General features: G+C 46.4%; 8 protein-coding genes and 2 pseudogenes. 3 read left to right on the top strand and 7 right to left on the bottom strand.

Annotation, left to right across the window (positions count from 1 at the left end):
- From IM456_RS05515 to IM456_RS05505, 3 genes are all read right to left on the bottom strand, one after another.
- Positions 1-517 (bottom strand): RRXRR domain-containing protein (locus tag IM456_RS05515; protein WP_287712752.1); only part of this gene is annotated, 517 nt, incomplete at its 3' end.
- A gap of 234 nt (positions 518-751) precedes the next feature.
- Positions 752-1,936, bottom strand: a complete 1,185-nt coding sequence (locus IM456_RS05510) for a tetratricopeptide repeat protein (protein ID WP_287691675.1) — start codon at positions 1,934-1,936, stop codon at positions 752-754.
- 134 nt (positions 1,937-2,070) lie between these two features.
- Positions 2,071-3,285 carry an RNA-guided endonuclease InsQ/TnpB family protein gene (locus tag IM456_RS05505; protein WP_149985514.1) on the bottom strand — a complete coding sequence of 405 codons (1,215 nt, stop codon included), beginning with the start codon at positions 3,283-3,285 and terminating at the stop codon, positions 2,071-2,073.
- Positions 3,286-3,363: 78 nt separating this feature from the next.
- Between IM456_RS05505 and IM456_RS05500 the strand changes: the two are divergent.
- Positions 3,364-3,570 (top strand): annotated as a pseudogene (locus IM456_RS05500) (IS200/IS605 family transposase); the annotation flags it as partial.
- A gap of 168 nt (positions 3,571-3,738) precedes the next feature.
- On the opposite strand, the gene IM456_RS05495 reads toward IM456_RS05500, so the two are convergent.
- Positions 3,739-5,214 (bottom strand): leucyl aminopeptidase, encoded by a 1,476-nt coding sequence (locus IM456_RS05495; RefSeq protein ID WP_149985513.1) that lies wholly within the window; start codon positions 5,212-5,214, stop codon positions 3,739-3,741.
- Positions 5,215-5,449: 235 nt separating this feature from the next.
- Between IM456_RS05495 and IM456_RS05490 the strand changes: the two genes are divergently transcribed.
- Entirely contained in the window at positions 5,450-5,689 is a 240-nt protein-coding gene (locus IM456_RS05490) for a hypothetical protein (RefSeq protein WP_002757689.1), read from the top strand.
- A gap of 59 nt (positions 5,690-5,748) precedes the next feature.
- Here IM456_RS05490 and IM456_RS05485 read toward each other — a convergent pair whose 3' ends face one another.
- The 3 genes from IM456_RS05485 to IM456_RS05475 form a co-directional block, all read right to left on the bottom strand.
- Positions 5,749-7,158, bottom strand: coding sequence for an NAD(P)(+) transhydrogenase (Re/Si-specific) subunit beta (locus tag IM456_RS05485; protein WP_149985512.1), 1,410 nt, complete (start codon positions 7,156-7,158; stop codon positions 5,749-5,751).
- Complete coding sequence (locus IM456_RS05480; RefSeq protein WP_002733247.1) at positions 7,155-7,451, bottom strand: NAD(P) transhydrogenase subunit alpha part 2; 297 nt, start codon at positions 7,449-7,451, stop codon at positions 7,155-7,157. The genes IM456_RS05485 and IM456_RS05480 overlap by 4 nt, the downstream gene beginning before the upstream one ends.
- 166 nt (positions 7,452-7,617) lie before the next feature.
- Positions 7,618-8,766: a Re/Si-specific NAD(P)(+) transhydrogenase subunit alpha gene (locus IM456_RS05475; RefSeq protein WP_287692892.1), complete on the bottom strand. Its 1,149-nt coding sequence runs from the start codon at positions 8,764-8,766 to the stop codon at positions 7,618-7,620.
- A gap of 378 nt (positions 8,767-9,144) precedes the next feature.
- Between IM456_RS05475 and IM456_RS05470 the strand changes: the two are divergent.
- Positions 9,145-9,885, top strand: a pseudogene (locus IM456_RS05470) (IS30 family transposase); the annotation flags it as partial.

The following is a 9,885-nucleotide window of genomic DNA, read 5'->3' as shown; positions in this document are numbered from 1 at the left end:
TTAAATCAACATCGGCTTTGATGTACTCAAAGTAAATATCGGTAATTGGATAGATTTTGGTTAGTTCGGAAACGACTCGAAGTTCAAGTTGACGATTAGCTCTGATTGAGGGAGCTAATTTTCCTTGTTTTCTATTTGAAACTCGTTTTTGTCGATGCGCTCTTAGATTAAAAGAAAGTTGGCGGTTAATCCGTCTTTTTCTACGTCCTCTTCGCATTAACCGTCTATTGTCCATGCGCTCTCTTACTCGTTTAAAAGGAAGTTCTAAGTGAGCCTTCCAAAGAGTAAAAAGGGAGGATTGAACGCCAATTCCAGAGAATAATTTACCCGGGTCAATACCAATGGCAATCGGTTGGGTTTTACTATCGGAAGGTTCATCGATTAGCTGGACATAGAAAATATCTAAGTCGTTGAATTTACCGATAGCTTTTCCTTCCTTAATCCACCGCCTGGCCCGACTGGGTTTGGTGGGCATCAACGGTTTTCCGTCTTTTGAGATAACAGGAACTCTTGCCATGGAGATAATCCTTAAGAGTAAAGTTAAAGTCCCTTTCCGCAACACAATCAAGATGTCTTGTCTAACAACGCTTTACCAATAAAGCTGAGAGGGAATCCGAACTAGGGAAGTATTCGGAGGTCTGTGCCAGATTGTGTCTCGATGCGGTAGTCTCTACTTGCGTCGCCTAAATTGGTCTAGGCAAGCCCCGTCCCTTTTAGGGCGGGGTTAGTGACTGCTCAAGTTCAGATTGAATCAGGCGGGGGGATTACCGTCGTCTTCGGGCGGTTTTTGCCCTAGTAAAGCCTCTAGACGGGTTTGGGCAAGCTCAAAATCCGGCGCAATCCCTAAAGCTTTTTGATAACAGGCGATCGCTGCTTGGGTTTCGCCCAAATTTTCTAGGGTACTGCCGCGATTGTACCAAGCTTGATAAAAATTATCGTCCGCTTCTAGCACCTGTTGCCAACATTCTAACGCTTCTTGCCAACGTTGCAGTCCGTATAGGGCGCTGCCTCTAGCGTTAATGACTTGGTGATCGTTGGGGGTGATTTCTAGGGCGCGATCATAACTATTTAAAGCTTCTTCGTAGTTACCAATCATGGCTAAGGCACTACCACGATTATGCCAGGCCGAGGCTAATTGGGGATCGATCGTCAAGGCCTGTTCCCAATCAGCGATCGCATTTGACCAATTGCCTAAATTTGCCTGTTCTAAGCCCTGATTAAACCAATCTTCGGCAGTTTCAGGGATTTTGCCTTCCTGTGAGGAAAATTGAGCGATGAGACTATCAATAATGCTTTCTGCGTCCTTATTTTCGATGCCTAATTGTTCGGCCATTTGGCCCGCTAGGGTAGGATCGTTTTGCAGACGGTTAAATAATTCATCGAGGGTCAGGGTTTCTAATTGGGGATTTTCTGGGTCAGCACCGTTAAAATCGCTAGTTTCACCCGAATATAAGAGATTTTCTGGGGGTTGCGGCAGGGAATAACTGCCCGGGGCCTCATCTTCGCCGGCGTATTCCCAGATTAAAGTGGCAGTTTCTTTGGTGTAGAGTTGATAACCGATCTCGTAGGAAGCTTCACCAATACGTTCAATCCCCGGGAAAGCGCGGGCTAATTCTCCCAAACGGATCATTCTGGTGGCGAGAAGTTGGTTAAGGGAAGCGGAGGATTGCAGACGGGTGCCAAAGCGCTCTAACCATTGTACCCAATCTTTTTGCCGACCTCGATCGCCCAATTTCTCAAAAAATCTCAGAATTCTGCCTTCGTGCCAACCGTGGGCCACTCCATCGAGTAACTGCATATAGAGAAACTCGTAATCTGTATCGGTTAGGGGAACAGATTCGATCGCTTGTACTCTCCCCTTTCCCCCTTGTCCCCCCAAAAGTCGGGTAAAAAAGTTTTCGATCGCGCGCCAAAGTTTTCTTAAAAGTCCCTGCATTCTAATCTCGACACTGGTTTTATTAATCTTGCAAGCATCACCCAATTAGTCTAGCAGTTATCAGTTATCGGGGATTGACTCTCCCCCGCTAACCGCTCGCGCGGTGTAGCGGGGGATTCTCGGTTCTTAGGCTTTTAACTAGATCGACCGAGTTTAACCCAGTCGATCCCCGTCAAATCGCCTCCGCGAGCGTTTTCTAACACGGTCAGTCCGACCGCGTTTTTTCCTCGGTTCTCAATTACCTTCGCTGATGCCGTATCTCTCGGTTCAATGTGGCCGCAAGAATCACACCGGTGAACTCTTTCCGATAACGCTTTTTTACCAGTAATTGCGCCACAATTCGGACACTCTTGCGAGGTTCCGTTTTTATCAACCTTAAGATAATATTTTCCCCGTTTCCAAGCGACAAACGGTAATATCTCGTTAATAAAACTACCGATACCTGAATCCAGAGATTGTTTTCTAACGATCCCTCTAGACCAGGAAACGAAGTTAATATCTTCAACAAAGATATTATCAGCGAGATCGCAAAGGTAATGAGCTAACTTAAAATGCCAATCTCTACGAGTATTAGACACTTTTTCGTGTAATCTCGCTATCTTATCTTGGAGTTTCAACCAATTGTTCGAGCCTTTGACTTGATGTTTCAAGCGTCTTTGTAGCAATTTAAGCTTACTCTGTACTTTCAACAAAAATCGAGGGGCTTTGATTAAATCTCCCCGTGAAGTAGCGACAAAACTCTCAATTCCCGCGTCAATTCCTAAACAGGTCTTCCCTACTGTCATATCGGGAACTAATTCCGTAGATTGGAAAGAAACCAAAACGTAAAATCCCGACGCTTTTTGGATAATTCGAGCTTGTTTAGGCTCAAACCCAGACGGGTACTCCCTAGATTTCCTAATCCGAATTTTTCCCAATTGTGGAAAATTTAAGTATTCGTCACCTAGAAAATTTTTCGAGAGCGCGGGGAAAACAAAACTTCGCATCTTTTTCTTAAATCTAGGAAAGCCGAAGCCTTTCGATTTTATCTGGTCAAACGCTTTATCTACAGTTTTTAAAACTTGCTGTAAGACTTGAGCGTTAACCGTCTTTAATATCGGGTAGACTTTTTTAGCTTCCGTTAGATTTTTAGCTTGAACGAAGTAATTTGGATAGGGTTGATCCGCAGGAATTATGTACTCAGAAACTAGCGAACAGCGATCCGCAAGACACTTTCGAGAGTTTAACCAATCTTTCCGTTCCGAGAGCGCGTAATTATAAACGCTCTTACAAACATCAAGAATGTGGACAATCTCTCGTTCCTGTTTCTTGTTTACCTTTAGTTTGTACTGGTAGGTAAGCGTTATCACTGTCGTTAGTTTCGTGATGTGATGTATAGTTAAATTGTAACACTTACTGCCTAGTATATCAACTAATTACAATCATGGACCAAACTAATCGCTAACCTTAAAACAGTTAGTAGTCGCTTAATTAGACAAGAATTTCCGGATTTGGCGGCAAAGTATTTCGACAACAAACCCTATTTTTGGGCGGGAGCTTATTTCGTGGCTAGTTGTGGCGACGTTACTGTCGAACAACTAAAAAAATACGTCGAGAACCAAAACTCCCCAAAAGTGGAAAGGCTACTGCGTTAGTTTCATTCTGGTCGCGATTCATCTCCCGTTAACCGCTACGCAGTTTAACGGGAGTCCTCTCGCGACCTTGAGATAGGGGTGAGGGGTGGGGCAGATTTTTCAGGGATCGGTAAACAGTAATCAGTGAAAATACTCCTCATCTAATACCGCTTACCGATCACCGATAACTTAATTATTGGCCATCACCCAATTAACTAGAGTGCGGACGGGAAAACCGGTGGCCCCGGCATTATTAACGCCATTTTCTTTATCGGACCAGACCGGTCCTGCGATATCTAGGTGGAGCCAGGGAGTATTATTAATGAATTGCTTCAAAAATAAAGCGGCTGTAATGGAACCGCCGGGGCGCGGGCCAGTGTTTTTCATATCGGCAATTTGAGACTTCATCCCCTCGAAATATTTTTCTTCTAGGGGCATTGGCCAGAATTTTTCGCCGGCTAATTTAGCGGCCTCTTGGAGTTGAACAGTGAGACTCTCATCGCTACTCCATAAACCGGCGATATCGTCCCCCAAAGCGATGACACAGGCCCCGGTTAAAGTGGCTAGATCTACGATCGCATCCACCTCTAATTTTTCCGCAAAAACCAAGCCATCGGCCAGGGTTAATCGTCCCTCGGCATCGGTGTTATTGACTTCAATAGTTTTGCCATTAGAAGCGGTTAAAATGTCCCCAGGGTGCATAGCGCGACCACTAATCATATTTTCTGTAGCCGGACAGATAAAGTGTACTTCCACTTCTGGCTGTAATTGGGCGATCGCCTTGGCTGCGCCTAGGGTGGCGGCACCACCCCCCATATCCATTTTCATGGTTTCGATGCCACTGCCAGCCCCTTTAATATTCAAACCGCCGGAATCAAAGGTTAAACTTTTACCGACGATTGCTAGTTTACGTTTCGGGGTTCCTTGGGGTTTATAGATTAAATGAAGGAATTTCGGGGGAATATCCGAGGCTTTGGCCACTCCTAGGAAGGCTCCCATGCCCAAGCTTTCGCATTCTTCCTGTTCCAGAATTTTGAGACTTAATCCGTATTCGGTGGCAATTTGCTCGGCGGTTTCTGCCATGGTCAGGGGGGTGACGGTGTTAGCGGGAGCATTGACTAATTCTCTGGCCAGAATCACCCCGGAACAGATTTGCTCGGCTTTGGCGATCGCAGATGCTTGCTCTCCTAAACCCAATAACTCGACGGTTTCTAATTTGGCTCCTTTTTCCTCCTTAGTGGACTTGAAGCGGTTATCCTGATGAGTGGCCAGCAGCAGCCCTTCCGTGATTGCTCCGGCAGTGGCGGACTGATCGCCAACTACCGGTAAACTGATGGCCAGAGCTTGGCTTTTTTGTTGTTTGGCCAGACGAGCAATCGCAGCAGCCGCTAGACGCAGGGTTTGCAGGTCGAAATCGGCAGTTTTTCCCAATCCCACCAGGATTAATTTGCGAATCGGACCCCCACCACCTAGACGAGTCGCCGCACTGCTGCCTAATTTTCCCTCGAATTCCGTCTCGGAGATGAGATCACCTAGGTTTCCCCCTAGTTTATCGTTTAATTCTGCCAATTCTCCTGCGATCTCTATGGCTCCTTCTGGTAAACCTAGGGCTAAAGTATCTCCTGTCCAAGTAAGGAGCGAGGTGTCAGTCGATCGAATATCCATTCTTTATCTCGATAATTCTTTGCAAAATGCTTCTATTAATTACTATACTGTAAGCTCTATCAGTTATCATCGATCATCTATTCAGGTTTAGTGGCTCCCTGTCAAGAATCAAGGTCTAGCTCTTGCTAAAATCATTGTCCCTGATTGCTGATGCTGACTGGGGATAACTGCCATGGGTTCTACTACTTAGAAAAAAATTATCAAGTTTGTGTTGATCACTCAAGGAGAAATTTTTATGGAAATATCTCGTCCTAATCAAGCAGAATTAACCGCAGAAGAACAACAGGAACTAGAAAAGTTGCGGGCTATTATCGAACAGGCTAGTGTTGATGGCGTGATCACTCAAGGGGAAAGGGAAAGAATCGCCCTAGCTATGAGATCTGATGGTAAAGTGACCCTGGAAGAATTAGAGTTAGTCAGAACTTTAATTACCGAAAAAGTGAGCAAAGGGGAATTGGTTCTGGATTATCTTTAAACTCTGGAAAATCAGATAAAAAAAAGACGGGGTTTTCACCCCGTCCTATTTGTCAAGAATTATGACAAATCCTTGACTTGTGATACTAATTGTGCTACCACATCTTGAGCGCTACCAAAGAGCATAAAGGTTTTGGGATTGTAGAATAATTCGTTTTCTACCCCGGCAAAACCCGATCGCATACTGCGCTTAATCACGATCGTGTGCTGTGCCTTATCCACGTCGAGAATTGGCATTCCATAAATCGGACTAGCTTTATCGTGACGGGCAGCGGGATTAACCACATCATTCGCCCCAATAATTAAGGCCACATCGACACGCTCAAACTCAGGATTAATATCATCCATATCGTAGAGTTGCGGATAGGGAACATTAGCTTCGGCCAGTAATACATTCATGTGACCGGGCATTCTTCCCGCCACGGGGTGAATAGCATATTTAACCTCAACGCCATTTTTTTCCAACTGTTCAGCCAATTCTCGCACTGCGTGTTGTGCTTGAGCCACCGCCATGCCGTAACCGGGTACAATTACCACAGAACGCGCATAACCGAGCATCATTGCCCCTTCTTCTGAATCGATCGCATGAACCGATTTATCAAGGCTAGAAGTGGCGCTCGCTTCCCCTCCAGCACTAGCACCTGTACCAAATGCCCCAAATAGTACACTAGCCAGGGATCTATTCATGGCTTTACACATGATCTGAGTCAGGATAATCCCCGACGCACCCACCAAAGCACCGGCGATGATCAACATACTATTCATCAGGATAAAACCGACTACGCTGGCGGCAAGTCCCGAAAAAGAGTTTAAGAGGGAGATAACCACGGGCATATCGCCGCCGCCGATGGGAAGCACGAATAAAGCCCCGAAAATTAAGGAAAGTGCCACCAAGGTCAGGAAAACATCGATCGAGGTGGGATCAAAAAAGAGATAGACACTACCCCCTAAAAAGGTGAGTAGCAAGAGAATGTTAAAGGGTTGTTGGAAAGGAAAAGTTACGGGCGCGCCACTGATTAATTCCTGTAATTTGCCAAAAGCGAGGACACTACCGGTAAAAGTGACACCGCCGATCAATATACCCAAAATAGCGATCAGTATCGAGTCAAAGGCAATATTTTCACCACTTTGCAGTAAACGCCAGTATTCGCCCATGGCAATTAAAGCACTGGCAGCACCGCCTAAACCGTTAAAAATCGCCACCATTTGGGGCATAGCCGTCATCGGGACTTTTTGCGCCGAAACCAAGCCGATAATTGAGCCAATCACCAACGCCACGGCGATTAAACCATAGCTGAGGATTTCTTGATTGATTAAGGTGGCAATAATGGCGATTAGCATCCCGATCGCAGCCAGAAAATTGCCTTGACGGGCGGTAGCGGGGGAAGATAATTGTTTAAGACCGATGATAAATAAAATGGCGGCGAGTAGATAGGATAACTCGATCCCTGTAGTAAGGGCATTATTCATGATTTAGCCTCTTTTTTCTTGAACATTTGCAGCATTCGATCGGTAACGACAAAACCACCGACCACGTTAACCATCGCCAAAATAACGGCAATTAACCCTAAAATTACGGTTAATTCGTGCCAATCTGTGCCTCCGGCGATGAGGAGCGCACCAACAACGGCGATACCTGAAATTGCATTCGCTCCCGACATCAGGGGTGTATGGAGAGTGGGAGGGACTTTATTGATTACCTCGAAACCGACAAAGGAAGCGAGGACAAATACCACTAAAGCGGTTAAAAGTTGGGCAGTCATTGGTTAAAGAAATAGGGGATAGGGTGTGGGGTGTGGGGTGTGGGGTGTGGGGTGTGGGGTGTGGGGTGTGGGGTGTGGGGTGTGGGGTGTGGGGAGAATAAAGCTGCCTCCTGCCTCCTGCCTCCTGACGACCGACTCCTGACGACCGACTCCTGAATCCTGATAGCTAAAAAGCGGATAACTGTTCACTGAGGGCGGATTTAATGCGTTGGTTGCGGATTTCGCCGGCGTGGGTGACACAGGCACTATCAATGATGTCATCGGCAAAATCGAGGTTTAAACTGCCCTCTTTGCTGACTAGAAGCTGTAGCAGCATTTGCAGGTTTTTGGCGTACATCTGGCTGGCATTGGTGGCCACTGTGGCAGGAAGATTAACGGCTCCGACGATTTTTACCCCATTTTCGATGATTTCTCGTCCCGGTTGGGTGTAGGCGCAATTTCCGCCCTGTTCCGCCGCTAAATCAACGATTACCGACCCCGCTTTCATGGTGGCGATCATTTCTTTGGTGACTAGCAGCGGAGCCTGTTTCCCCGGTACTTGGGCCGTGGTGATCACCACATCAGCCCGCTTAATTGGTTCGGTTAGGGCTTGACAAATGCGCTCCTGTGTGCTAAGGGAAACCTCTTTGGCGTAACCGTTATCGGCGACGGTATCTTCTTCTAGGGGCATTTCAATAAATTTCGCCCCGACACTCTGCACTTCTTCTTTGACTTGGGGACGAATATCAAAAGCCTCCACCACTGCCCCCAAACGGCGGGCGGTAGCGCAAGCTTGCAATCCGGCAACTCCTGCCCCCAATACCAGCACTTTGGCTGGGGCGATCGTACCGGCGGCGGTAGTCATCATCGGGAACATTTTCGGCAGCTCAACGGCGGCGAGGAGTACCGCTTTGTAACCGGCGAGGTTAGCCTGAGAGGAGAGGGCATCCATACTCTGGGCGCGACTACTGCGGGGAATTAATTCCATGCTCAAAGCTGTAATCCCGCGCTCGGCTAATTTGGCAATGCGCCGGGGCTGACGCAGGGGATCGAGAAAGCCGATGAGGATACCACCATTTTTCAGGCGATCGATCTCGCTATCGCTAGGAGGGACGACTTTGAGAATAATATCGGCAGTTTCATAGATATATTCGCTGTTTTCGCTCAGGGCGGCTCCCACGGCACTATAGGCACTATCGGCAAAGTTGGAGCCAATTCCTGCCCCATTTTGGACAATTACCTCAAATCCCGCCTTGACTAAACGGGCGACGGTATCCGGCACTAGCGCCACCCGCGCCTCGCCTTGGTCACTTTCTTTGATTACGCCGATTTTCATGGCTGGGTTTCTCCTTAATAAGTCCTTCTCTTGTCCTATGCTGTTAGGGTAAGGGTTTCGTTAAATGCGATCGATCCCCTGGGATAATTTCGAGTCAAAATTGCTTTTCACTTCCATCCTAGCTATCCTCACCTTTCTGGCTCTTTTTCGGGGTAAATCTTAGGATTATCTTCAGAATTAAAGGGTTTTGAGCGCCATTGTTTGGGAATTTTTACCTAGTGATGAGGTAGGAGGTTTTCGTTCTGAGAAACGCTGGGATGGGGAAGGTAAAAATATGTGTCGCCAATTCAAAAATGAAACGCATCAACCTCAAGAGTTGACAAAGAAAGGCTCATCAGGTACTGTCTGATCATTAACAAAAACAAATCAGACCCAAAAATGAGCCGAAAACATCTTAACATAGAACAAAGAAACTTGCTCTACCAACTTAGTCAGGAGGGAAATTTATCTCAACGGCAAATGGCCGTCTGGCTCGGATGTCATCAAAGCACGACCAGAGCGAGAATTAAGAAGGAATCAAAGTTCCCTAGGCTGCTATCTACCTGACACAGCACAAGCTGAAAGCGAGACGCGCACCAAAAATGCCAAACAACCCTTTAAAAATGTCAGCGAGTCGGCCTTAGAGTTTGTGAAAAAAGGACTGAAAGATTATCATAGTCCCGAACAAATAGCAGGTCGTCTGAAAAAAGCTGGTCAAGAATCGCTCAGTCATGAAACCATCTATCAAATGATCTATCAGAACTATCGAGAGTGTGGAAAGTATCAAGAATGCCTACGTCAAGGACGAGGAAAAAGAAAGAGTCGAAATGGAGCAAAAAGTAAGCGTGGAGGGATTCCAGGGCGTGTAGATATCAGCGAGCGACCAGCAATTGCTGACCAGAAAACCGAAATCGGTCATTGGGAAAGTGACACAATGATTGGAGGCAATCATCTAGGAGTTCTCGTTACATATATGGACAAAGCCTCGAAATTTTTAGGAGCAGGATTAGCCAAAAACAAAACCGCATCGGAAATCAATAGAGTCACAGAAAAACTTTTTCAAGAGATTCACCCTGACCAAAGAAAAACCTTTACTTGTGACAACGGCAAAGAATTTTGTGGACATCAAGAGTTGAGTCA

Source organism: Microcystis sp. M079S1 (assembly GCF_020246425.1).
Classification (GTDB): Bacteria; Cyanobacteriota; Cyanobacteriia; order Cyanobacteriales; family Microcystaceae; genus Microcystis; species Microcystis aeruginosa.
The sequence above is the reverse complement of the archived record's forward strand: the minus strand, read 5'-3'. Positions and strand labels throughout refer to the sequence as shown.